Here is a 21,835-nt window from a genome sequence, read left to right as displayed (position 1 = left end):
GCCTCCCCCCCCCCCCCGCGGTGCTTCCCGCGCGGACGGCGCGGGTGGGCCGGTCGTCGGGGGGGCCCCCGCGCGGCCCGCCCCCGGCCCCCCCCGCGGGGGGCGCCCCGGGACGGGTGCCGCACCGCCCGGGCCCCCGGCCGGGCGCGGACGTGCTCCCCGCACGCCCCCGCGTCCGGAGATCGCGACGGGTCCTGCCCCGGCCGGTCCCGCGGGGCCGGCCGGCGCCCGGGGTCAGTCGACGCTGGGCAGGATGTGGGGCTCGGCGAGGTCGTCCTCGTAGCCGGCCAGCCTGATCGGTGCGGACCGGGCCCACACGTCCAGGCTTCCGATCTCGCCGGGCCTGCGGCCCGCGCGCTCCCCACGTTCCTTGGGGCGCTGATCGCGATTGGTCTTCTCCGGTGTCACCGCGCACTCCTTATGTGTCGGGTCACCCTCGGGACGTGCTGCGCCGGTTGTCCGCACCTGGCGACTGACGCCCGCTCGGGCATGAGGTCAAGACAGTTCGGACGCGGTGGCGCCATAGCTCAGATGAGATCGGCCGTTGTGAACCGGCTTGTCCCGGGACGGACCTTGGGTGTGGGTGGGACCCCTGCTGCTGTCCGTCCGCTACAGGTTAACCAAATGAGCGGGTGCCCGCTCTATGGGGCTGAAAACATAAGGTAACTGTCTCGGGTCGAACAGTCACCGTCCAGCCGGTGTCCGATGCCTTTTGTTACACGACGTACTTTTCGACCATCACCCTTCCGGCCCAGTCCGGCGAAATCCCCCACCGCGGGCGAAACCAATGGCTACGCGCCGCCCGGGGCCGGGCGAGTACCCGGGCGCGGGACGACGACACCGCACGAACCCGGGGGCGGACACGCGAAAGGCCCAAGTCACGCGCGCGCTGCGCGACTTGGGCCCCTGCCCGGACGCGGGCGCCCCGAGGGGCGCCGCCGGCTCACCACTTGCCGGGTGCGTAGTCCTTCATGAAGACGCCGTACAGGTCCTCGCCCGCCTCGCCCCGCACGATCGGGTCGTAGACACGGGCGGCGCCGTCGACCAGGTCGAGCGGGGCGTGGAAGCCCGCCTCGGCCATGCGCACCTTGTCCGGGTGCGGGCGCTCGTCGGTGATCCAGCCGGTGTCGACCGCGGTCATCAGGATGCCGTCCTTCTCGAACATCTCCTGGGCGCTGGTGCGGGTGAGCATGTTCAGCGCGGCCTTGGCCATGTTGGTGTGCGGGTGGCCGGCGCCCTTGTAACCGCGGCTGAAAACGCCCTCCATCGCGGAGACGTTCACGATGTACGTCCGCGGCGACGGCGCCGCGGCCATCGCGGCCCGGAGCCGGCTGATGAGGATGAACGGCGCCGTGGAGTTGCAGAGCTGGACCTCCAGCAGCTCCACGGGCGTGACCTCCTCCACGGCCTGGATCCAGCTGTTGGTGTCGTGCAGGTCGGGGACGAGACCGCCCGCGTCGATCGCGGTGCCGGCGGCGATCCGCTCCAGGGAGGCGGAGCCGGAGACCAGCGCGAGCCCGGTGACGTCCTGCGCGGTGAGCGCCCCGCCCCCGGCGACCGGCAGCGCGGCCACGGCGCCGGAGCCGAAGGCGCCGATCACCTCGGCGGCGGGCAGCTCACCGGCGGGCAGCGGCGCGGACTCGGCGGTGACGAGTTCGCCGTACGCCTGGGGGGAACGCCGCACGGTCTGGGCCGCGTTGTTGATCAGGATGTCGAGCGGGCCGTCGGCGGCGACGGAGTCGGCGAGGGCTACCACCTGGGCGGGGTCGCGCAGGTCGATGCCGACGATCTTCAGCCGGCCGATCCACTCGTCGCTGTCGGGCTGCGCCTTGAACCGGCGGATCGCGTCGTTGGGGAAGCGCGTGGTGACGGTGGTGTGCGCGCCGTCGCGCAGCAGCCGCAGCGCGATGTACATGCCGATCTTGGCCCGGCCGCCGGTGAGCAGTGCGCGCTTGCCGGTGAGGTCGGTGCGGGCGTCGCGGCGGGACCGGTTCTCGGCGGCGCAGCTCTGGCAGAGCTGGTGGTAGAAGTAGTCGACCTCGACGTACCGGGACTTGCAGATGTAGCAGGAGCGGGGCCGCTGGAGTATCCCGGCGACCCGGCCCTCGGCGGTGCGCGACGACGGGAGGATGCCCTCGGTCTCGTCGTCGATGCGGTCGGCGGAGCCGGTCGCGGTGGCCTCGGTGACGGCCTTGTCGTGGGCGGTCTTCGAGGCGCGGCGCTCCTGGCGGCGGCGCTGCTTGACCGTGCGGTAGATGCCGGCCGTGGCACGGCGCACCGCGATCGCGTCGGGGTGGTCGACGTCGATGCCGTCGAGTTCCTCCAGCACGCTCAGGCACACGGCGAGCCGCTCCGGGTCGATGCCGGGCCCGTACACCACCTCGTCCGTGGTCGCCGTGCCGTCCTCTGTCACCGTCATCGCGCTGCCGTTCCTGATCACCCGAGCGGCGCGCCCACCGCGCCCGCTGTCGAACGGGGCATCTTACGGAGCGCCCCGCGCCGCTGCCAAACCCGCGGGGGTCACGGGCCGCAGACAGTGAGCAGTGTCTCCAGCTCGTCGTTGACGGCGCGGGCGAGCCGCCCGAGGTCGGGCACCGCGAACGCGTCGGCCACGAACCCGTAGTGCACGTGGCCCCGGTAGGTGGAGACGGCGATCGCGAGGGCCTGGCCGTGGGCGAGCGGCGCGAAGGGGTGGACGGCGGTCAGCGGGTGACCGCCGAGCCTCAGCGCGATGCCGGGCAGCGGCACGCTGGTGACGAGGATGTCGAACCAGAGCCGGGCGGCCCGGCCGGCGAGCGGTCCGGCGAGGCGGTGGCCGAGCGGCGGCACGTGGTCGGCGAGCAGCGCGGCGGCGCCCGCGCCGCGGTGCGGGCCGGCGTCCTTGCTGCGGTCCATGGCGGTGCGGACCTCGGCGAGGCGGGCGAGCGGGTCGGGTTCGCCGACCGGGAGCCGGATCAGGTAGCCGGAGAGCCGGTTGCCCTGCGGGTGGGCGCCGCGCGGGCGGCGCCGGGAGACGGGGACGAGGGCGCGTGGCGCGAGGCCCGCGCCGCCCGCGGCGCCGCGTTCGTCGAGCCAGCGGCGCAGGGCACCCGCGACGATGGCGAGGACGACGTCGTTGACGGTGCCGCCGGCCGTCTTGCGGACCCGGTGCACGTCGTCGATGTCGAGGACGGCCCCGGCGGTGCGGCGGGTGCCGGTGGGCTCGGCGGTGAGCGCGGCCGGGGAGCGGACGTCGGCGGCGGAGCGGGCCAGGCCGACCCCGATGTCGAGGGCCCGGCCGACGTCGGAGACGGCGCCCCGGAGCAGACCCGGCAGCCGGCGCACGTCGGGCAGGGCGGGGCGGCGCGGCTCCTCGGGGCGGGCCCGGCGGGCGGGGAGGTCGACCGGGTCGAGCACGGCGGCGGCCAGGGTCAGCGCGCGCAGCCCGTCGGCGAGGGCGTGGTGGAACTTGAACAGCACGGCGAAGGAGACACCGTCCTCGCCCGGCAGGACGTGCGCGGCCCACGGCGGCCGGTCGCGGTCCAGCGGGCGTTCCATGAGCCGGCCCGCGACGGCGTGGAAGTCGTCGGTGGGGGCGTGCAGCAGCACGTGGTCGTGGGGGTCGAAGCCGGGGGCGGGCTCGCGGACCGCGCCGCCGAAGGCGGTCGGCAGGGCGGGGCCGGGGCCGAACGGCCGCCACACGTCGCGGATGCGCATGCGCAGCCCCGGGACGGCGGCGGCGCGCGCCGCCAGCAGGTCGGCCGCGTGGGCGCCCGCGGTGGGCGAGTTGGCGGTGAAGACGCCGAGCGCGGCGAGGTGCATGGGGTGCGCCGGCGACTCCATGTTCCAGAACGCCAGGTCGAGTGGAGCAAGGGGGTCTGTGGTCACGGGGGTGCCTCACGCCGACGACAGGAGACTCAGCAGTCAACCTCCCTGGGTCGATTACGGTCAAGTACGATCAAGCTACGCTCAGTTAACAGCGCATTACGTCGACACCTCCGCGCCCCGCGCGTAGCCGGGAGTCCCGCGGGACGCGCGGAGACACACGGAAGGGGGAACGCGTCGCGTCCCCCCTTCCGTGACGGCCGCTGCCGGTCACGGCACGCGCTGCCCCTTGCCCAGGGCGATGACGCCCGACCGGGAGACCGTGTAGAGCTCCGCGTCCCGCTCGGGGTTGACCCCGATGGTCGCCCCCGGCGGCACCTGCACGTTCTTGTCGAGGACCGCCCCGCGCACCACCGCCCCCCGGCCTATGTGCACGTTGTCGTGGAGTATCGAGCCCTGGACGACGGCGCCGGGGTCGACGACGACGCCCGGCGACAGCACGGAACGGGTGACCTGGCCGCGGATCAGGCACCCCGAGCTGATGATCGACTCCCCGGCGATGCCTCCCGCGTTGAAGCGGGCCGGCGGCAGCTGGTTGGAGTGCGTGTAGATGGGCCAGCTCCGGTTGTACAGGTTGAAGGCGGGGCGCTCCGCGATCAGGTCCATGTGCGCGTCGTAGTACGCGTCGAGCGTGCCGACGTCCCGCCAGTACCCCTGGTCGCGGGTGGTCTCGCCGGGCACGTGGTTGTCGCTGAAGTCGTAGAGCTGGGCCATGCCCCGCTCGGTGAGCTGGGGCAGGATCGAGCCGCCCATGTCGTGCACCGAGTCCTCGTCCTCGGCGTCCCGCTGCAACGCCTCCACCAACGCCTTCGTGGTGAACAGGTAGTTGCCCATGGACGCGAAGACGCACTCGGGGTCGTCGGCGAGACCCGCCGGGTCGGACGGCTTCTCCAGGAAGCCCTCGACGGTCCGGCCGTCCGGCCCCGGGCTGATCACACCGAACGACGACGACTCGCTGCGCGGCACCCGGATGCCCGCGACCGTCACGCCCGCGCCGCCCTCGATGTGCTGGGTGAGCATCTGCCGCGGGTCCATGCGGTACACGTGGTCCGCGCCGAACACCGCGACGTACTCGGGCTGTTCGTCGTGGATCAGGTTCAGCGACTGGAGGATCGCGTCGGCGCTGCCCAAGTACCAGCGCGGGCCCAGGCGTTGCTGCGCGGGGACGGGGGTGACGTAGTTGCCCAGCAGGCTGGACATGCGCCAGGTGGTGGTGATGTGCCGGTCCAGCGAGTGCGACTTGTACTGCGTCAGCACGCAGATGCGCAGGATGTCCGCGTTGACCAGGTTGGAGAGGACGAAGTCGACGAGACGGTACGTGCCGCCGAAGGTGACCGCGGGTTTGGCGCGGTCCGCCGTCAGGGGCATCAGCCGCTTGCCCTCGCCCCCCGCCAGCACGATTCCGAGCACCGAAGGCCCACCACGACGCATGGCCGCTCCCCTCACCCCTGGTTGAACCCGTTGGTTGCCCATGATCAGGGCGGACTAAGCCTGTTTGAGGATCTCCGCGTAGAGCCCGGCCGTGCGGCGCGCGATCGCGTCCCAGCCGAACTCCCCCACCGCGCGCCGCCGTCCGGCCTCGCCCATCGCGCGGGCCCGGCCGGGATCGGCGAGCACGGAGTCCAGTGCCTGCGCGAGAGAGGTCTCGAAGTCGTCGTCCACGGACACCAGTACCCCGCTCTCGCCGTCGTCAACGACCTCCGGGATACCGCCGATCCGCGACGCCACGACGGGCGTGCCGCAGGCCATCGCCTCCAGGTTGACGATGCCCAGCGGCTCGTACACCGACGGGCACGCGAACACGGCGGCGTGCGTGAGGAGTTGGATGACGTCGGGGCGCGGGAGCATCTGCGGGATCCAGTGCACACCGTCGCGCACACCGCGCAGTTCCTCGAAGAGGTCGCGGAACTCCCGGTCGATCTCGGGGGTGTCGGGCGCCCCGGCGCACAGCACCACCTGCGCCGCGGGGTCGATGTCCCTGACGGCGCGCAGGAGATGGGGCACGCCCTTCTGCCGCGTGATGCGTCCGACGAACAGGACGTAGGGGCGGGCCGGGTCGATGCCGAGGCGGGCGAGGACGTCGGTGCCGGGGTCGGGGCGGTAGAGCGCGGTGTCGATGCCGTTGTGCACGACGTGGACGTCGGCCGGGTCCAGCGCCGGATAGCAGGAGAGGATGTCGTCGCGCATGGCCGTGGACACCGCGACCACCGCGTCGGCGGACTCGATCGCGGTGCGCTCCGCCCAGCTCGACAGGGCGTAACCGCCGCCGAGTTGCTCGGCCTTCCAGGGGCGCAGGGGTTCCAGGGAGTGGGCGGTCATCACGTGCGGCACGCCGTACAGCATCTTGGCCAGGTGACCGGCCAGGTTGGCGTACCAGGTGTGGGAGTGGACCAGTTCGCGCCCTTCGAGTCCGGCGGCCATGGACAGGTCCACCGAGAAGGTGCGCAGGGCGTCGTTCGCGCTGTCGAGCCCGGACGCCGGCCGGTGCCGGACCACGTTGTCGCCGCGGCCCTCCCCCCAGCAGTGGACCTCCAGGTCGACCAGGGGCGCGAGCTCCCGGGCGAGGAACTCGACATGGACCCCGGCTCCGCCGTAGACGTCCGGCGGATACTCCCGGGTCAGCAGTCCCACACGCACCCGCAACCCCCTGTCTCGGCCAACAGCCTCCTCATGGTCACCCAGATACGGCGCACGCGGAAGGGCATGCGGGGCGTGAGGCTGACGTGCCGGTACCCAGGTTCGGGCGGTCCGCAACCCGGGCCGCGGCGCCCCGTCACGGAAAGTTGCCGAATGTCCGTAAACATCCCTCCGGAAGCCCCTCGGCCGGCCTTCGCGGGGTGCCGTACCGGCCCGACCGGTCGACGAACGTCGTTGGCAGAGCGGGCAGTTGCCGCCGCCGAGGTCCGGGCGGGACGGGTCCCGCGCACCCCCGGGCGCTCGCACCGCGCGTGGTACGACGTCACTCAGCGGAACGATCACGGGCTTCTGGTCCCGGTGTCGCCAGCCCTGGGGAGGACGAGGACGTGCTGATACTCCATCGGGGGTATGAGTCGGTCTGTGCTCAGGGACGACGACGGGAAGCGTTCGGGACGGCAAGGTGTTGGCTATGGATGACGACCGTTCGCCGCGCCGGGTGCAGCACCCGCGCCTCACGCAGAGGAGCCGCCCATGAGCGCCCTCGCGCTGTCCGTCCTGCTGTCACTGGTCTCCGCCGTCGCGTACGCGGGCGGAGCCATCGTGCAGGAGCGGGTCGCGGTGTCCGGTCCCGACGGCGAGTACGCGCCGGTGCGGCGCCCGATCTGGTGGGTGGCCGTCGGCCTCAACGGTCTCGGCGCCCTGCTGCACGTGGGCGCCCTCGCGTTCGGTCCGCTCAGCCTCGTCCAGCCCCTCGGCGCGCTGACCATCGTCTTCGCGCTCCCCATGGCCGCCCTGTTCGTGGGCCGGAAGGCGGGTGCCACCGCCTGGCGCGGCGCCATCATGGCCACGGTCGGCCTCGCCGGACTGCTGTCGCTCGTCGGCGCGGGCGACACCCACTCCCTCGACCTCGGCCAGCGCCTCCTCGTCGCCCTCGTGACGGGCGGCGCGGTGGTGGCACTGGTGATCGCGGGCCGGGCTGCGCACCGCCACCCGGCGGTGCGCAGCGTGCTGCTCGCGACCGCGTCCGGCATAGCCTTCGGCATGGCGTCGGTGTACACGAAGACGGTCACCGTCGGCTGGTCGGGCGGCGTCACGGCCGCGAACCTGGTCTCCATGGGCGTGATCGGCGTGCTCGCCACGGCCGGCATGCTGCTGTCCCAGGCGTCCTACCGCGGCGGCGGCCTCGCCGCCCCGCTGGCCACGCTGACCGTGGTCAATCCGGTGGTGGCGGCGGCCATCGGCATCACGATGTTCGGCGAGACCTTCCGGTACGGACTCACCGGCACCGTGCTCGCCCTGAGCGCCGGGGTGGTGGCGGCCGGCGGTCTGATCCTGCTGCTCTCGGAACGCATCGAGGACACCGACCGCACGGCCGGGGAGGCCGGCACCGCCGGGACGTTCGCACGGACCGGCGACGACGAGCATCCCGCGCTGTCGGTGGGCACGGAGGCGTCCTCGCCGCGGACGCCGGAGGCGGAGTCGGACGCGGAGTCGGACGCGGAGCGGACCGGCCGCGACGAGCGGGCCGCCGCGCCGGACGCGAAGGCGGCGGACGCGGACGTTGATCCGGACGTCGACGTGGACGTTGCGAGGACGGAGTCCGTGACGGCGGACGCGGCTGCCGCGCCTGCCTCGGACGCCGCCGCCGCGGCGACGGACGACGCGGACGACAGGGACGACGAGCCGCGCGGTGGCCCCGGCGCCGGGGTCCCCGCTCCCCCGCGGACGCAGGGCGACGGCCGCACCGCGCCGCGGGCGAGTCCGGCCCCGGGAGCCGCCCGGCGCGGCCCCGGCGGCGTACCGGCCTCGCGGCGACGACAGCACGTCGGGGCGTAGACCGCCCCCGTCCCGGACCGCCCCCTGTTCCGCGCCGGAGGACGGCCGCGGTCCGGGACCGCACGGACTGCACGAACCCCACGGACCCCACGGACTGCACGGACCGCACGCTGCGCGTCGTGTCAGACCTTGACGCCGTGGGCCCGCAGGTAGGCCAGCGGGTCGATGTCGGAGCCGAAGGAGGGACCGGTGCGCACCTCGAAGTGCAGGTGCGGCCCGGTGACGTTGCCGGTGGCTCCGGAGCGGCCGATGCGCTGGCCCTCGGACACCGCCTGGCCCGCCCTGACGGAGATCGCCGACAGGTGCGCGTACTGGGTGTAGCGGCCGTCGGCGTGGCGGATGACCACCTGGTAGCCGTACGAGCCGCCCCAGCCGGCGGTCACCACCGTCCCGGCGCCGACCGCCTTCACGGACGTCCCCGTGGGCGCCAGGAAGTCGACGCCCGTGTGGTAGCCCTTCGACCAGGACGATCCACTGGCGTGGTAGGCCGTTCCCACCGGCGCGGAGACGGGGGCGACGAGGGTGCCGTGGGTGGTCTTCCTGGTGGTCGCGGAGGACGAGGTCTTCTTGGGTTCCGACTTCTTCGGCGCCGTCTTCTTCGCGGGTGCCGACGACTTGGTCGCCGTCGACGACTTCGTGGCCGTCGACGACTTGGCCGACGTGGCCCTCGCGTTCATGCTCAGGTGCTGGCCGGGCAGGATCAGGTCCGGGTCGGAGCCGATGGTCGTGCGGTTGCCGGCGTAGAGGCTGTGCCAGCCGCCGCTGACGTCGTGGCTGTCGGCGATGCCGGACAGGGTGTCGCCGCGCACCACCGTGTACATGGACGTGGTGCCGGCCCGCGCCTGGGGCGTGGTCTGCGGCTTCACGTCGGGCTTGGCCGACCTGGCGGACTTCGCGGGCGCCGACGTCTTCGCGGAGCCGGGCGAGGCCGTGCCACCGCTCTTGGCCGAGCCCGAACCACCCGACTTGGTACCGGACTTGCCACTGGACTGGGCGGTCTTGCCGGAGGAGCCCTCGGGGTGGATGTCGGGGGTGCCGCCGCCGGTGGTGAGGCCGCCCTTGACCGAACAGGTCGGCCAGGCGCCGGGGCCCTGCCCCTTGAGCACCTTCTCGGCGATCGCGATCTGCTGGTCCTTGGTGGCCAGGTCGGCGCGCGCGGCGTAGGCGGTGCCGCCGTACGCCTCCCAGGTGGACTGGGTGAACTGGAGCCCGCCGTAATAGCCGTTGCCCGTGTTGATCGACCAGTTGCCGCTCGACTCGCACGCGGCGACCTTGTCCCAGGTGTCCACGTCGGCGGCGTGGGCCGTGCCGGCCCCCATGAGCGGAAGAGCGATGCCGGCGCCGCCCGCGGTGACGGTGAGCGAGGCGCGGTTGATCCTGTTCGGCTGGTACCGGCGGTGCCGTCCCCGTATCGCCATGAGGAGTCCCCTCGATGTGCGTCAGAAGGGGCAAAAGTAAGCGCCCCGAACAGGCCGTGACAAGACGGCTATCAGCCGCTCGCCCTACCCAAGTGGCCGATTCCAAACCTCAGTTGGCCGGATCTTCGGCGCCCGCGGTGAGGCGCCGGGCATCGTCCGTGCGTATGGAGGTGCGGTGGTTCGGATGTGCGGTCGCCACGGGGGCGCGTCAGGATGGACGGGGGGACGATACCGGCGATCGCGGCCGGCGCCACAGGACCGACGGCACGGCAGGACCACCGGCACCACCGGCACCACCGGCACCACCGGCACCACCGGCACCACCGGCAGTACCCGGACCACTCGAACCACTCGATCCACTCGATCTTCGAGGAGCAGGCGGTATGAGCACTTCAGCCCAGATCGGCGTCACGGGGCTCGCGGTCATGGGCCGCAACCTCGCCCGCAACTTCGCACGCAACGGGTACACCGTCGCCGTGCACAACCGGACGGCCTCCCGCACGCAGGAACTGGTGGAGCAGTTCGGGGACGAGGGCGACTTCGTGGCGGCGGAGACCGCCAAGGAGTTCGTGGCGGCGCTGGAGCGGCCGCGGCGGCTCGTCGTCATGGTCAAGGCGGGCGACCCGACGGACGCGGTGATCAAGGAGTTCGCACCGCTCCTGGAACCCGGCGACATGATCATCGACGGCGGCAACGCGCACTTCGCCGACACCCGGCGCCGGGAGCGCGAGCTGCGCGAGCACGGCGTCCACTTCGTCGGCATGGGCGTATCCGGCGGGGAGGAGGGCGCGCTGAACGGCCCGAGCATCATGCCGGGGGGCTCGACCGAGTCGTACGACGCCCTCGGTCCGATGCTGGAGAAGATCTCCGCGAAGGCGGACGACGGGGCACCCTGTGTGACGCACGTGGGCCCGGACGGCGCCGGCCACTTCGTCAAGATGGTCCACAACGGCATCGAGTACGCCGACATGCAGCTCATCGGCGAGGCGTACCAACTGCTGCGGGACGTGGCCGGGTACTCCCCCGCGCAGATCGCGGACATCTTCCGCACCTGGAACACCGGCCGTCTCGACTCGTACCTGATCGAGATCACCGCCGAGGTGCTGTCGCACGTGGACGGGGCGACGGGCAAGCCGTTCGTGGACGTGGTCCTGGACCGCGCCGAGCAGAAGGGCACCGGCCGCTGGACCGTGCAGATCGCCCTCGACCTGGGCGTTCCGGTGTCCGGCATCGCGGAGGCCGTCTTCGCGCGCTCGCTGTCGGGCCACGCGGATCTGCGGGAGGCGTCGAAGGGGCTGGCCGGCCCGAAGGCGTCGCGGCTCGGCGAGGCGGACGCGGCGGCCTTCGCCGACCGGGTGGAGCAGGCGCTGTACGCGTCGAAGATCGTGTCGTACACGCAGGGCTTCCACGAGATCACGGCGGGCAGCGACGAGTACGACTGGGACATCGACCTCGGTACGACGGCGTCGATCTGGCGCGGCGGCTGCATCATCCGCGCGGCCTTCCTCGACCGCATCCGCGCGGCGTACGACGCGCGCCCGGACCTGCCGAGCCTGCTGTCGGACGAGACGTTCGCCCGCGAGATCGCGGACGCGCAGGACGACTGGCGCGAGGTCCTCGTCGCGGCGACCCGGCAGGGCGTGCCGACCCCGGGCTTCGCGGCCGCGCTGGCGTACTACGACGCGCTGCGCGCGGAGCGGCTGCCGGCGGCCCTCACCCAGGGCCAGCGCGACTTCTTCGGCGCGCACACCTACCGGCGCACCGACCGGGACGGGTCGTTCCACACGCTGTGGGGCGGGGACCGCTCCGAGGTCGAGGCGTAGACGAGGTCCGCGCGGACACGCCGGTGGCCCGCCCCCTCGTCGGGGCGGGCCACCGGCGTGCGCGGGGCGGTCAGCGCAGCGGCGGTCCCGGCTCCGGGGACGGCGTCGGCTCGGGGCCCGGCGGGATCGGCGACGGCGAGGGCTCCGGCACCGGGCTCGGAGGCACCGGGTCCGGGCTCGGACCGGGACCCGGAGTCGGGTCGGGGCCGGGCGTGGGACCGGGGCCGGGCGTCGGGTCGGGCCCCGGGAACGGGGTCGGGTCCGGGCCCGGGGTGGGTGTCGGTCCGGGCAGCGGCCCCGGCGGAACGGGCTCCGGGAACGGCGGCTGCGGCTCCCCCGGCCCGGGGTCCGGCGTGGGCGAGGGCGGTACGGGGTCGGGGAACGGGCTCGTCATGACAACCTCCAGCCAGTAGGTCCAGGTCGCCCTGGACTACTCCCCGCGTACCCGACACCCGCCCCGCCAGTCACCCGGCAGGGCGGTCGTACCGCGTCCACCCGGCGGCAGGCCGCGGGGGGTCGCCTAGAAGCGGCCGGGGTGGGCCGCCAGCCAGTCCAGCGCGGCGTCGAGCAGCTCGGGATCGGCCGCGGGCGCCTCGTCGGGGTGGCGAGCGGCCCACTTCACGACGTAGGGGCAGAGCGGGGCGACGTCGACACCCTCGGCGGCGGCGCGCCGGTAGAGGTCCCGGGCGAGGGAACCGGCGATGCCCTTCCCCTCGTGGGCGGGCTCCACGATGGTGTGCACGGGCACGAACGCGGTGCGCGGCGCGTCGAGCACGAAGTACTCGACGTGACCGACCACTTCACCACCGGCGACGGCCTCGAGGCGGCCGGCGGCCCTGTCGTCGCGGATCTCGATGTCGTCGCTCACGTCGCTCACGGTCACGCTCCTGGTCGTCGCTCAGGCCGGCACGGCCTGCGGGCTGCGCTCCTGGTCCGAGCCGGGTACGGGCGCGGACGGATCGGCGCCGAGTGCCACGATCCGGTTGCCGGCGTCCACGTGCACGACCCGGGGCTCCAGGGACCGCGCCTCGGCGTCGGTCACTTGAGCGTAACTGATGATGATCACCAGATCGCCGGGATGCACGAGGTGTGCGGCGGCCCCGTTGATGCCGACGACACCGGACCCCCGCTCCCCCTCGATGACGTACGTCTCCAGTCGGGCCCCGTTGGTGATGTCGACGATGTGCACGAGCTCGCCGGGCAGCAGATCGGCGGCGTCGAGCAGATCGGCGTCGATGGTCACGGACCCGACGTAGTGCAGGTCGGCCTGGGTGACGGTGGCACGGTGGATCTTGGATTTGAACATGGTGCGCAGCATGTGATTGCTCCTGCGGGTCGGCTCCCTGCCCGCGTTGTGCGGGTCAAGGGCTGTGTCCGCAGTTTACAAGGGGGCGCTCCGTGGAGGACCTGCTCCGCCGATCCCGGCCCGGCTCCGGTGGCCGCGCGCCGACGACGGGCCGTCCGCCGCCGGGCCGCCTGCGGCGGGCGGCGGCGGACGGCGGGTCGCTAGCTCAGGTGCCGGGTGAAGAAGCGGGCCGCGGCGTCGCCGGCGAACCGCGGGACGCCGGTGTGTCCGCCCATGTTGGCCTCAAGCGTCTTCTCCTTGGAGCCGAAGGCGTCGAACAGGTCGAGGGCCGCCTGCCTGTCGTTGCCCTCGTCGTCCCACTGCAACAGGACGTGCAGCGGAACGGTGACCCGCCGGGCCTCCTCGACGATGGCGCGCGGCACGAAGCTCCCGGCGAAGAACACGGCGGCGGCGACGCGGGGCTCGGTCGCCGCGAGCCGGATGCCGATGGAGATCACTCCCCCCGAGTACCCGACCGGGCCGCCGATGCCGGGCACTTGGAGGAGGGCGTCCAGGGCGGCCCGCCATTCCGGGACGGCCTGTTCGACCAGCGGGAGGACGAGCGCGTCGACGGTCTCGTCGCCGACCGGCTCGCCGGCCTCGACGGCCCGGCGCATGGCCGCACGGGCCTCGTCGACCGCGGCCAGCCGGGGCCGGTCACCGGCGCCGGGGAGTTCGACGGTCGCCGCGGCGAACCCGTCCCCCACGGCCTGCCGGGCCCGGTCCAGCAGCCGGGGGTACATCCTGCGCAGGCCGAGCGGGGGGTGCCCGAGGAGGATCAGCGGCACCGGCGCATCGACGGGGGCGGACGCGGGCGTCCAGAGGATGCCGGGAATGTCGCCGAGGGTGAACTCACGCTCCAGGACGGCGTCGTCGAGGCGTTGTTCGGAGGTGAACTGCATGGTCGTGCCTTTCGGGAATGCGCTGAAACGGCGCTCCCGGACGACCTATCGCCCGACCATGACCCCGGAGGGGAGCACCCATGTCGATACGTTCACGGGTACCACCTCCTCGTTCTCCTGCACGGCCTCCGGAAGGCTAGCAACGCGCGCCGCGATCCGCCAACGGGTTGCCGCGGGGCCCCGTCCGCCGCGGGCCGCGCACCCGGCTTGACCCTCGACCTTGTGCAGGGGACAGAGTCTGCGTCGTGGAGAGCGAGATGCGCAGCATCGGGGAGATCGCACGGGACAGCGGGCTCGGGGTGAGCGCCCTGCGGTTCTACGACCGTGCCGGGGTGCTGGTTCCGGCCTGGGTGGATCCGGTGAGCAGTTATCGCTGGTACGCACCGGGACAGCTCGCCGAGGCCCGGCTGCTGGCCCGGCTGCGGCGGGCCGCGATGCCGCTGGCCGACATTCGTCTGGTGCTGGCCAGTTGGTCCGGCGCGGACGCCGGCCTGGTCCGCAAACTGCTCGACGGTCACTTGACGCGAGTCGAGCGCCAACTGTCGGACACGCGCACCGAGTTCTCCGCACTCCGAGCCGAACTCGACCAACGGGAGAACGCCATGACCTCACGCCGCCCCCTCGACGCGGCCCAACTGTCCTGCTCCGCACCTTCGTTGGCCGCCGCCTTCGACGCGGTCCGGTTCGCGGTGAGCACGGACCCCGAACTGCCGGTGCTCCGCGGGATCCTGCTCGACGCGGAGGGCGAGAACCTTCACCTGGTGGCCACCGACCGGTACCGCCTGGCTGTCGCGACGACCGGTGCCGCGGGGCACGAGGGAGCGCCCCGGGTCCAGGCCGTCGTACCGACGCAACTCGCCGACGCCATGCGGGCGTTGCTCGACGGCGAGGGGACGGTACGGCTCTCCCTCGACGGTGACCGCGTCACCCTGGAGGCCGGGGACCGGCAGGTGGCGGGCGGGTGCGTCGGCCGCGGGTTCCCCGACTACCGCCGTCTCCTCCCGGACCCGGGCACGGACACGGAAACGAGCACGGAGACCAGCACGGCAACGGGCACGGGGCGGCGCCGTGTCGTCGTCGGCACGGCCGCCCTGCGCGAGGCACTGGAGACCGGCCCGGTCCGAACCGAAGAGCCCGACGGGCACGACCTCAGCGTCCTCAAGGTGCGGGGGGACGACACGGTGACCCTCCGCGGGGACGGGGACGACGACCCGGACCAGGTCGCCCTCAACCGGCGCTACCTGCTCGACGCCCTGACCGCGGGCGACCGCGACCGGCTGACGCTGGAGTTCGGCGCGCCCACCGCCCCTGTCGTGATCCGCCGTCCCGGCGACGACGGGGCGTACTCCCTCCTGATGCCGGTCAGGCTGGACGCGTAGCCCGCGCGGGTCGGCGTGCCCGGTCGCGTCGGCCACCGGCCGGGCGGCGACGACGGTCACCGCCAGGATCGCCGGTCGACGACCGCACCCTCACGACCTTGCCCCGTTCACGCCTCCGGTGCCGGCTCGGCGCCGCCGCTCCCGTCGGGTTCGCGGGTGAGGACTCCCGCCGAGATGGTCAGTCCGACGGCGCTCGCGAGGAGAGCCGCGCCCGCGCAGACCGCGAACAGCACCCGGTAGGCGCCGAGCGAGGGAAGTTCGTGGCCGCCGACGTTCATCGTGATCGCCGTCAGGAGCGCCCCGCCGACCGCGCTCGCCAGCGAGCTGCCGAGGCTGCGGGCAAGGGCGTTGATCCCGTTCGCGGCGGCGAGCTGGGCCGCCGGGGTGTGATGGTTGATCAGGGAGGGGAGAGCGGCGTAGCCGACCCCGGTGCCGGCGCCGACGACCGAGGTCCCGACGACGACCTCCCACAGGGAGTCGACGGCGACGATGCGGAACACCAGACCGGCGGCTATCACCGCGCCGCCCAGCGCGAGGACCCTGGCCGGGCCCCAGCTTCCGATGAACCTCGCCGCGATCGGGGCGAGGACCAGCATGAGCAGGCCGCTCGGCAGCAGGCACAGCCCCGCGGTGAGGATCGTGGAACCGAAGCCGTAGCCGGTGGCCTCCGGCGCCTGGACGTACGACGAGGTGCCGGTGAAGCTGGCGAACAGGGCGAACCCGACGAACATGCCCGCGATGTTCGTCAGCGCGATGGGCGGCCGTGCCAGTGCCGACATGTCGATGAGTGGATTGGTCACCCGGAGCTCGACCCTGGTCAGTGCGGCGAGTGCCACGACGGCGACGGCGAACAGGCCGAGGATCCGGCCGGAGCCCCAACCCCAGGAACTGCCCTGGGAGATGCCCAGGATCAGGCAGGTCAGGCCGACGGCGAGCAGAGCGATGCCCGCCCAGTCGATCGAACGCTCGCGGGCGGCGGGCGGCTCCGCGACGAGCGCGGCGATCAGCACGCCGCTGACCACCGCGCCGCCCGCTCCGATCCAGTACAGGACGTGGTAGTCGGCGTTGTCCCCGATCAGGCCGGCCAGCGGCAGGCCGAGGGCGCTGCCGATCCCGAGCATGGCGCTGGTGAGCGCGGTCGCCGACCCGCGGCGCTCCGCCGGGAGGACGATGGCCAGCAGGCTGATGCCCAGCGGGATCGACGCCGCCGACAGCCCGGCCACCGCGCGGCCCACGAGCATCACCCCGAAGTCGGAGGTCAGCGCGTCGATCACCGAGCCGACCGCGAGGCCGCCGAGGCTGACGAGGAGCACCAGGCGCCGCCCGAACATGTCGGCGAACCTGCCGAGCACGGGCACGGACACGGCCGCGACGAGCAGGGTCGCCGTCAGCAGCCACTGCGCGTTGCCCGTCGAGGTGTGCAGGTCGGCGGTCAGGGTCGGCAGGACGGGAATGATCAGCGTCTGCGCCAGCGCCGCCGCCAGCGCCCCCAGCCCCACCGCGACGATCTGGAGGTTCACGTTCAGCCCGGAGCCGTCCGGGCCTCCGCCGTCCTTCGCCGAACGGTGCTCCAGACCTGCCGGAGTCTCGGTCATGCGCCCTCCCACCCGTCCCCAATCGGGCACTCCCCCGATTGCACCCCTGGACTCTATGGACGGTGCACACCCGAGTCAATCGATCGATTACATCGGCGACAATGGGGGCATGGACCCCTCCCCGACGGACCGTCAGCCCCGCCCCCGGGACGCCGAAGCGACCCGCCTGGCCCTGCTGCGCGCGGCCCGGCGGCGCTTCGCCGTCCTCGGGTACGACCGCACCACGACGCGCGACGTGGCGGGCGACGCGGGGGTCAACCTGATGCTCATCAACCGGTACTTCGGCGGCAAACAGGGCCTGTTCCAGGCCGTGTTGGCCGCGTCGCCCGACCCCGTGGCCGACGGCGAGACCTCGCCCAAGGAGGTCGTGGGCGACTTCCTCGACGGCCTGCGCCCGGACGCGTGGCCCGAGTTCGGGGTCCATCCCATGCTTCTGCTGCTGCGCGACAGCAGCGCGGACGAACAGGTCCGGGAACTCCGGGCGTCGGCCATGAGCACCGCCGCGACCCGCATCGCCGCCCTCCGCACGAACGCGTCCGCCGACACGGACGGGGGCAAGTGCGGGGCCGGGGACGGAGATCCCGACGGGAACGGTCAAGCGGCGCAGTTGCGTGCCCAGTTGGTGCTCGCCATGTTCAGCGGCGTCGTCGCGCTGCGCACTATGACACCCGTCGAGCCGCTGGCCTCCGCGGACGTCGGTGATCTGCGCACGGCACTGGAGGAGGCCGTCAGGTCCCTTCTGGACCTGCCGCCCTCGTCCGGCCGCGACGACAACTGACGCGGCGCGCAACCGAGTCGCGCACCCGCCGCACCCTGAGTGCCCACCGCATCCACCAGGTCCACCAGGCGGACCCCACGGATCGCCCGGCCCGCACCGGCCGTGCCGGTCGTTCGGGGCGCGTCGGCGGCCCGGCCGACGCGTTGCCGGCCACCCCCGCCCCGATGACCCGGACCAGCGTGCCGACCGTGTCGCGCGGCGTGATGGCCGTCCTGTCGAGGTCGAGACCGAAGAGTTCCTCGGCGAGCAGGCGCAACTCGTCCACGGCCACGCAGTGCAGGGACAGTTCGTGCAGCAGGGCGTCCGGCTCGATGCGGTGCGGTGCGACGCCGAAGTCGTCCGTCAGCATCCGCCTCACCCGATACTCGGCGTCAGCGTTCGTGTTCGCATCCGTGTTCGCGTCCGTATCCATCACACGTCGACCAGCCCTTCGCGAGACACACAATGTCGAGCGAAGAACGATCTTCAATTGCAGGGGTAACGACTCTTCACGCTCAATTACTGCGACCTGGCGAACATTTTTGGACAGGACGGGCCGCGCTCTCGTCGTCCCGCGCCCTGTGACGTCTCCCCGGCCCGCGTCCTTAAGGTGACCGCCGCGCTCGGGCAACCCGCAGTTGGGACGGCGTGGAGAGCCTCTCCGACTGTGACGACCAACGCGACTGCCGTCCAGCTCCCCCGCCCGCGGCTCCCCCGCCGGTTCCCGATCCGCCCGTTCCCGGGCCGACGGGTGCCGGTCCGCCGGCTGCTCTGTCTGCTCCCCCCGGTTGCCGTGGCCGTCGTCGCGGTACGCCACCGGGCCGTACTGGCCGACGGGCTGGGCCAGTTGAGATCGGCCGCATGGCCCTGGCTGCTGGTCGCCGTCGGTGCCACCTGCCTGACGTGGGTCGCCGCGGCCTTCTCCCGCCAGGGTGCCGTCGTCCAGCGGCTGCCCGGACGGCGTTTGCTGGCAACGCAGTTCGCGGCCGGCGCCGCCAACCACATGCTGCCCTCCGGGCTCGGCGCGACCGCGGTGAACCTCCGGTTCCTCACCGTGTGCGGCGTGCCGGCCGCCCGCTCGTCCGCCGCCCTCGCCCTGTTCCTGCTGGCCGAGTCGGTGGGCCGGCTCGGGCTGCTGGCCGTCCTGCTCGTCGCCTTCCCCGGGGCACTGCGGCTCGGCCCGATGCTGCCCCAAGGAGGCTTCTCTCAGGGCTTGTTCGGGCCGGTGGCGGTCTGCGCGGCCGCCCTCGCGGTGGTGGCACCGGTCACGGTCATGCGTGTGGGGCGCGTGCGCCGTCACGTCCGGGACTTCGTGCGCGGCGCACTGGCCGAGGCCCGGTCCGTGCACCTGCGCCCGGCGCGGGCGCTCGCGCTGTGGGGCGGTTCGTTCGCCTTCGCCGCCCTTCAGGCGACCGCGCTCACCGCCGTGGGGCGGTCGCTCGGCCTGTCCGTGCCGCCCGCGCATCTGGCTCTCGCCTATCTCGCGGCCACCGTCGCCGTCGCACTGGTGCCCACCCCCGGCGGCGTCGGGTCGGTCGAGGCGGCCCTCGTGGTGACCCTGGTCGCGACCGGCAGCCCCACGGCGACGGCGACCGCGGTCGTCCTGCTCTTCCGCCTCATCACCGTCTGGCTGCCCCTGGTGCCCGGCGCGCTCACGCTGGGGCTGCTCGTGCGGCTCAGGGTGATCTGAGCCGGGCGGCGCGACCTCCCGCGCCACCTGCTGTCCGCGCTCCCGACCGTCCGCGCCCCTGACTGTCCGCACCCCCGGCCGTCCGCGCCTCGAAGCGTCGCCGCCCGGTGCCCTCAACCCGCCCTGAGCACCTGCGCGGTGTCCTCTTTGGCCAGTCCCGCCCGCACCAGTGCTGCCGCCAGCCTGGGCAGGTCGGCGGCGTCCACCAGGTCCGCGAGTTCCTCCGGCGCGGTCGGAAGTCCCAGCTCCCGGGCCGCACTTCGGGCCCTGCGGTCGAACGCCGGGCGCAGCTCGGGCCACAGGCCCTGGGCCTCCCGGCAGAAGATGTCCGCCCCCACCGGTCCGATCCGCGGTACCTCCCGGAGCAGTTCGCGCACCCGCACCGGGTCGCCGCCGGCCGCCTCCCGCAGCCGCCGCAGGTCGCCCTTGTAGCGGTCGAGGACGAGTTGGGCGCCCTCGCCCAGCGCGGTGGACGTGCTCTCGTCGTAACGGCGGTAGTGCGCCCGCACCAGCGCGTCCACCCGGTACTGCCAGGAGGCGTGCGCCATCGACGCCGGTGTGCGCAGTCCCGCCCTCGACAGTTCCCTCGCGGCGTCCACCGCCATGTCCGCCCTGATGGGGACCGAGAACAGGACGCAGAGCGTGAGGAGTTGGTAGAGCGGCGCGGGGGTGTTCCGCAGCCGGACGCCCGCCTCCTCCGCATGCGTCGTCCCGTACCGCTCCAGCAGCAGGTTCACGGGCTTCGTACGCGACATGGTCATCGTTTCTGCCCCTTGTCCGGATGCGGTGGGGATGCCGGTCGGTCGGCGGGACGGTCAGCGGGAAGGTCGGCCGGAGGGCGCTCAGTCGGCCCGCCCCGGCAGAGCGGCGAGGCGGCGGCGGGCCTCTCCCAGGGAGCGTGGGCGGGGCGGGTCGCGCCACGGGTTCGTTTCGAGGAGTTCGTCGACGTCGGCGAGGGTCCGGCGGCGCGCGGTGAGCCCCGGGTCGTCCAGGTCCGCCCAGCTCAGCGGCGCCGCCACCGGAGCGCCCGGCAGCGCGCGGACGGCGTACGGCGCCACGGCGGTCTGCGCGTAGCCGTTGCGCTGCACGTCGAGGTACAGCCGGCCGCCGCGCGCACTCTTCCTGGCCGCGGTGGTGAGCCTGTCGGGGTCCCGGGCCGCGAGGACGTCGGCGACGGCGTGGGCGAACTCCCGTACGTCGTCGAAGGGTTCGCGGCGGTCGAGGGGCACCACCACGTGGAGTCCGCGTGAGCCGGTGGCCATCAGGAGGGACGGCAGCCGCAGTTCGTCCAGCAGTTCCCGCAGACCCAGCGCCGCCGCGCGCACGAGACCGAAGTCGTCGCCGGGCGGGTCCAGGTCGAGGACCAGGCGGTCGGGGTGGTCGGGGCGGTCCGCCTTCGAGAGGAAGCGGTGCGGGGTCGTGCACGCCTGTCCGGCGAGGTAGACGAGGGTGGCGGTGTCGTCGCAGAGAACGTAGGCCACCGTGCCGTTCTCCTTGGGGAGTTGGGCCCTGTGCACCCAGTCGGGAAAGTGGTCCGGCACGTCCTTCTGCATGAAGGCCGGGCCGTCGATCCCGTCCGGGTGGCGTTCCAGCATGAGGGGACGGCCGCGCAGGTGGGGCAGCATCCGCGGGGCGACCTTGCGGTAGTAGTCGGCGAGGTCGCCCTTGGAGACGCCGCCGCCCGGCGCGCCGTCCGCCGGGAAGAGGATCTTCTCCGGGCGGCTGACGGACACGGTGCGCCCGCCGACCCGCACGCGCTTCGCCCCGCCGCCGCCCTTGCCGTCGCCGTCGCCCCTACTCATGCCCGCGCCCTTCGTGCCGCTCATCGGCGCCCGCCCTCCGCGTTCCCCCGCGCATTCCCGCCCGCGTCGCCCTTCGCGGTCTCCTCCGCGGCTACCTGCCCGAGGGTGCGACCGGTGCGGGCCGAGCGCGCCCGGCGCGGGTCCGGGGTTCCGGCGGCACCCGCGCGGCCGTCGGCCTCCTTGACCAGGAGCCATGCCTCCCGGCCCTCCTGCGCCGCCGTGCGGATACGGGTCAGCGCGTAACCGCCGTGCAGCTTGCGGCCGTTCAGCCGGAACGACGCGTGGCCGCGGTCCAGCGCCTCGGCGAGCGGGACGTCCTTGCCGTGTCGGTCGGTGGTGGTGTTGAGGTAGGTGCCCTCGTCCCAGACGATCACCGTGCCCGCGCCGTATCCGCCCGCCGCGATCGTCCCCTCGAAGGTCCGGTACTCCAGCGGGTGGTCCTCGGTGGGGGTCGCGAACCGCTTCTCGCGCGGATTGTCGGACGGCCCCTTCGGCACGGCGAACGACTTCAGTACGCCGTCGGCCTCCAGCCGGAAGTCGAAGTGCAGGGTGCTCGCGTCGTGGATCTGCACGACGAAAGAGGCCGCCCGGTTTCCGTCGCCGGGCCCTTCACCGGCGCGTTCCACGGCCTCGCCCCGCTGGTCCCCCTCGGTCCCGTGGCGCGGCTTCCCCCGCGGCTCGGCGGTGCGGGAGAAGTCCCGCCGCCGGTGGTACCGCGTGAGGGAGCCCTCTCCCGTTCCCTCGGCCGTCCCCTTCGCCGCCATGGCACCTCCTCGGAGCCGTACGG

Annotated in this window: 20 protein-coding genes; 6 read left to right on the top strand and 14 right to left on the bottom strand. The window is 73.4% G+C overall.

Annotated features, from left to right (window positions below; all coding sequences use genetic code 11):
* Positions 1-234: 234 nt before the first annotated feature.
* From ACFZA0_RS24960 to glgA, 5 genes are all read right to left on the bottom strand, one after another.
* Positions 235-408, bottom strand: coding sequence for a hypothetical protein (locus tag ACFZA0_RS24960; protein ID WP_391020824.1), 174 nt, complete (start codon positions 406-408; stop codon positions 235-237).
* Between the two features lie 535 nt (positions 409-943).
* A complete protein-coding gene (locus ACFZA0_RS24955; protein ID WP_391020822.1) occupies positions 944-2,419 on the bottom strand; it encodes an SDR family NAD(P)-dependent oxidoreductase in 1,476 nt (491 codons plus the stop codon).
* Positions 2,420-2,520: 101 nt separating this feature from the next.
* Positions 2,521-3,867, bottom strand: a complete 1,347-nt coding sequence (locus ACFZA0_RS24950; protein ID WP_391020820.1) for a wax ester/triacylglycerol synthase family O-acyltransferase — start codon at positions 3,865-3,867, stop codon at positions 2,521-2,523.
* Positions 3,868-4,074: 207 nt separating this feature from the next.
* Entirely contained in the window at positions 4,075-5,295 is a 1,221-nt protein-coding gene (glgC, locus tag ACFZA0_RS24945) for a glucose-1-phosphate adenylyltransferase (protein ID WP_391020818.1), read from the bottom strand.
* A 54-nt stretch (positions 5,296-5,349) separates the two neighbouring features.
* Positions 5,350-6,501 (bottom strand): glycogen synthase, encoded by a 1,152-nt coding sequence (gene glgA / locus ACFZA0_RS24940; RefSeq protein WP_391020816.1) that lies wholly within the window; start codon positions 6,499-6,501, stop codon positions 5,350-5,352.
* A gap of 531 nt (positions 6,502-7,032) precedes the next feature.
* On the opposite strand from glgA, the gene ACFZA0_RS24935 reads away from it, so the two are divergent.
* Entirely contained in the window at positions 7,033-8,337 is a 1,305-nt protein-coding gene (locus tag ACFZA0_RS24935; protein WP_391020814.1) for a DMT family transporter, read from the top strand.
* 122 nt (positions 8,338-8,459) lie between these two features.
* Here the strand turns inward: ACFZA0_RS24935 and ACFZA0_RS24930 are convergent, their stop codons facing one another.
* Positions 8,460-9,755: a transglycosylase family protein gene (locus ACFZA0_RS24930; RefSeq protein WP_391020813.1), complete on the bottom strand. Its 1,296-nt coding sequence runs from the start codon at positions 9,753-9,755 to the stop codon at positions 8,460-8,462.
* 213 nt (positions 9,756-9,968) lie between these two features.
* On the opposite strand from ACFZA0_RS24930, the gene ACFZA0_RS24925 reads away from it, so the two are divergent.
* Positions 9,969-10,142, top strand: a complete 174-nt coding sequence (locus tag ACFZA0_RS24925) for a hypothetical protein (protein ID WP_391020811.1) — start codon at positions 9,969-9,971, stop codon at positions 10,140-10,142.
* Complete coding sequence (gene gndA, locus ACFZA0_RS24920) at positions 10,139-11,578, top strand: NADP-dependent phosphogluconate dehydrogenase (RefSeq protein WP_391020809.1); 1,440 nt, start codon at positions 10,139-10,141, stop codon at positions 11,576-11,578. Before ACFZA0_RS24925 ends, gndA begins: the two co-directional genes overlap by 4 nt.
* A gap of 520 nt (positions 11,579-12,098) precedes the next feature.
* On the opposite strand, the gene ACFZA0_RS24915 is transcribed toward gndA, so the two are convergent.
* From ACFZA0_RS24915 to ACFZA0_RS24905, 3 genes are all read right to left on the bottom strand, one after another.
* Positions 12,099-12,455 carry a GNAT family N-acetyltransferase gene (locus tag ACFZA0_RS24915; protein WP_391020807.1) on the bottom strand — a complete coding sequence of 119 codons (357 nt, stop codon included), beginning with the start codon at positions 12,453-12,455 and terminating at the stop codon, positions 12,099-12,101.
* A gap of 21 nt (positions 12,456-12,476) precedes the next feature.
* The gene (panD, locus tag ACFZA0_RS24910; RefSeq protein ID WP_391020805.1) at positions 12,477-12,896 is read right to left on the bottom strand and encodes an aspartate 1-decarboxylase; all 420 of its coding nucleotides are present in this window, start codon (positions 12,894-12,896) and stop codon (positions 12,477-12,479) included.
* A 188-nt stretch (positions 12,897-13,084) separates the two neighbouring features.
* A complete protein-coding gene (locus ACFZA0_RS24905) occupies positions 13,085-13,825 on the bottom strand; it encodes a dienelactone hydrolase family protein (protein WP_391020803.1) in 741 nt (246 codons plus the stop codon).
* 245 nt (positions 13,826-14,070) lie between these two features.
* Here ACFZA0_RS24905 and ACFZA0_RS24900 point away from each other — a divergent pair, with 245 nt between their 5' ends.
* The gene (locus tag ACFZA0_RS24900) at positions 14,071-15,204 is read left to right on the top strand and encodes a MerR family transcriptional regulator (protein ID WP_391020801.1); all 1,134 of its coding nucleotides are present in this window, start codon (positions 14,071-14,073) and stop codon (positions 15,202-15,204) included.
* Between the two features lie 107 nt (positions 15,205-15,311).
* On the opposite strand, the gene ACFZA0_RS24895 is transcribed toward ACFZA0_RS24900, so the two are convergent.
* Positions 15,312-16,799 carry an MFS transporter gene (locus ACFZA0_RS24895; protein ID WP_391020799.1) on the bottom strand — a complete coding sequence of 496 codons (1,488 nt, stop codon included), beginning with the start codon at positions 16,797-16,799 and terminating at the stop codon, positions 15,312-15,314.
* 109 nt (positions 16,800-16,908) lie between these two features.
* Between ACFZA0_RS24895 and ACFZA0_RS24890 the strand changes: the two genes are divergently transcribed.
* Positions 16,909-17,577 (top strand): TetR family transcriptional regulator, encoded by a 669-nt coding sequence (locus ACFZA0_RS24890; RefSeq protein WP_391020797.1) that lies wholly within the window; start codon positions 16,909-16,911, stop codon positions 17,575-17,577.
* Here ACFZA0_RS24890 and ACFZA0_RS24885 read toward each other — a convergent pair.
* Positions 17,528-17,926, bottom strand: coding sequence for an acyl carrier protein (locus tag ACFZA0_RS24885; RefSeq protein WP_391020795.1), 399 nt, complete (start codon positions 17,924-17,926; stop codon positions 17,528-17,530). The two genes, ACFZA0_RS24890 and ACFZA0_RS24885, sit on opposite strands and share 50 nt — an antisense overlap.
* 405 nt (positions 17,927-18,331) lie before the next feature.
* Between ACFZA0_RS24885 and ACFZA0_RS24880 the strand changes: the two genes are divergently transcribed.
* Positions 18,332-19,246: a lysylphosphatidylglycerol synthase domain-containing protein gene (locus ACFZA0_RS24880; protein ID WP_391020857.1), complete on the top strand. Its 915-nt coding sequence runs from the start codon at positions 18,332-18,334 to the stop codon at positions 19,244-19,246.
* Positions 19,247-19,359: 113 nt separating this feature from the next.
* On the opposite strand, the gene ACFZA0_RS24875 is transcribed toward ACFZA0_RS24880, so the two are convergent.
* The 3 genes from ACFZA0_RS24875 to ACFZA0_RS24865 form a co-directional block, all read right to left on the bottom strand.
* Positions 19,360-20,001 carry an endonuclease gene (locus tag ACFZA0_RS24875; RefSeq protein WP_391020855.1) on the bottom strand — a complete coding sequence of 214 codons (642 nt, stop codon included), beginning with the start codon at positions 19,999-20,001 and terminating at the stop codon, positions 19,360-19,362.
* A gap of 87 nt (positions 20,002-20,088) precedes the next feature.
* On the bottom strand, positions 20,089-21,048 hold the full coding sequence (gene ligD, locus ACFZA0_RS24870; RefSeq protein ID WP_391020853.1) for a non-homologous end-joining DNA ligase: 960 nt from the start codon (positions 21,046-21,048) through the stop codon (positions 20,089-20,091).
* Between the two features lie 20 nt (positions 21,049-21,068).
* Positions 21,069-21,812, bottom strand: coding sequence for a DNA polymerase ligase N-terminal domain-containing protein (locus tag ACFZA0_RS24865; protein WP_391020793.1), 744 nt, complete (start codon positions 21,810-21,812; stop codon positions 21,069-21,071).
* Positions 21,813-21,835: the final 23 nt, after the last annotated feature.

The organism is Streptomyces sp. NPDC008150, assembly GCF_042956945.1.
Classification (GTDB): Bacteria; Actinomycetota; Actinomycetes; order Streptomycetales; family Streptomycetaceae; genus Streptomyces.
Note: the sequence above shows the minus strand (reverse complement) of the source record. Positions and strands in the feature narration are given on the sequence as shown.

Coding starts and splice junctions, on each gene's coding strand:
- glgC (WP_391020818.1), bottom strand. CDS start 5,295: ATGCGTCGTGGTGGGCCTTCGGTGCTCGGAATCGTGCTGGCGGGGGGC.
- ACFZA0_RS24875 (WP_391020855.1), bottom strand. CDS start 20,001: ATGTCGCGTACGAAGCCCGTGAACCTGCTGCTGGAGCGGTACGGGACG.
- ligD (WP_391020853.1), bottom strand. CDS start 21,048: ATGAGTAGGGGCGACGGCGACGGCAAGGGCGGCGGCGGGGCGAAGCGC.
- ACFZA0_RS24930 (WP_391020813.1), bottom strand. CDS start 9,755: ATGGCGATACGGGGACGGCACCGCCGGTACCAGCCGAACAGGATCAAC.
- ACFZA0_RS24955 (WP_391020822.1), bottom strand. CDS start 2,419: ATGACGGTGACAGAGGACGGCACGGCGACCACGGACGAGGTGGTGTAC.
- gndA (WP_391020809.1), top strand. CDS start 10,139: ATGAGCACTTCAGCCCAGATCGGCGTCACGGGGCTCGCGGTCATGGGC.
- ACFZA0_RS24865 (WP_391020793.1), bottom strand. CDS start 21,812: ATGGCGGCGAAGGGGACGGCCGAGGGAACGGGAGAGGGCTCCCTCACG.
- ACFZA0_RS24895 (WP_391020799.1), bottom strand. CDS start 16,799: ATGACCGAGACTCCGGCAGGTCTGGAGCACCGTTCGGCGAAGGACGGC.
- ACFZA0_RS24905 (WP_391020803.1), bottom strand. CDS start 13,825: ATGCAGTTCACCTCCGAACAACGCCTCGACGACGCCGTCCTGGAGCGT.
- ACFZA0_RS24935 (WP_391020814.1), top strand. CDS start 7,033: ATGAGCGCCCTCGCGCTGTCCGTCCTGCTGTCACTGGTCTCCGCCGTC.
- ACFZA0_RS24885 (WP_391020795.1), bottom strand. CDS start 17,926: ATGCTGACGGACGACTTCGGCGTCGCACCGCACCGCATCGAGCCGGAC.
- panD (WP_391020805.1), bottom strand. CDS start 12,896: ATGCTGCGCACCATGTTCAAATCCAAGATCCACCGTGCCACCGTCACC.
- ACFZA0_RS24925 (WP_391020811.1), top strand. CDS start 9,969: ATGGACGGGGGGACGATACCGGCGATCGCGGCCGGCGCCACAGGACCG.
- ACFZA0_RS24890 (WP_391020797.1), top strand. CDS start 16,909: ATGGACCCCTCCCCGACGGACCGTCAGCCCCGCCCCCGGGACGCCGAA.